Origin of the sequence: Xenorhabdus bovienii, from assembly GCF_024721015.1 — a bacterium.
In the GTDB taxonomy this organism is placed as follows: Bacteria; Pseudomonadota; Gammaproteobacteria; order Enterobacterales; family Enterobacteriaceae; genus Xenorhabdus; species Xenorhabdus bovienii.
The window spans coordinates 1-242 of sequence record NZ_JANAIF010000475.1 but is presented as its reverse complement, the minus strand read 5'-3'; the positions used below and the strand labels follow the sequence as shown (position 1 = coordinate 242).

Genomic DNA, 242 nt, shown 5'->3' with positions numbered 1-242 from the left:
ACCCACCTTGGAGAGGTGTAGCGCAGCCACTTTCTCGTCCAGATGCTTGGGCAGGATGTAAACTTCGTTGTTGTACTGCTCACCTTTGGTGAACAACTCGATCTGCGCCAGCACCTGGTTGGTGAAGGAGGCAGACATCACAAACGACGGGTGACCGGTGGCGTTTCCGAGGTTCAGCAGACGCCCCTCAGACAGCAGGATCAACCGGTTGCCGTTTGGCATCTCGATCATGTCCACCTGCT

1 protein-coding gene is annotated in these 242 nt (G+C 56.2%); it reads right to left on the bottom strand.

The annotated features are described in order from the left end of the window. Positions 1-231, bottom strand: a 231-nt coding sequence (locus tag NXS07_RS21440; RefSeq protein WP_258087697.1) for an adenosylhomocysteinase, incomplete at its 3' end; no start/stop codon positions are given. Positions 232-242 lie beyond the last annotated feature (11 nt).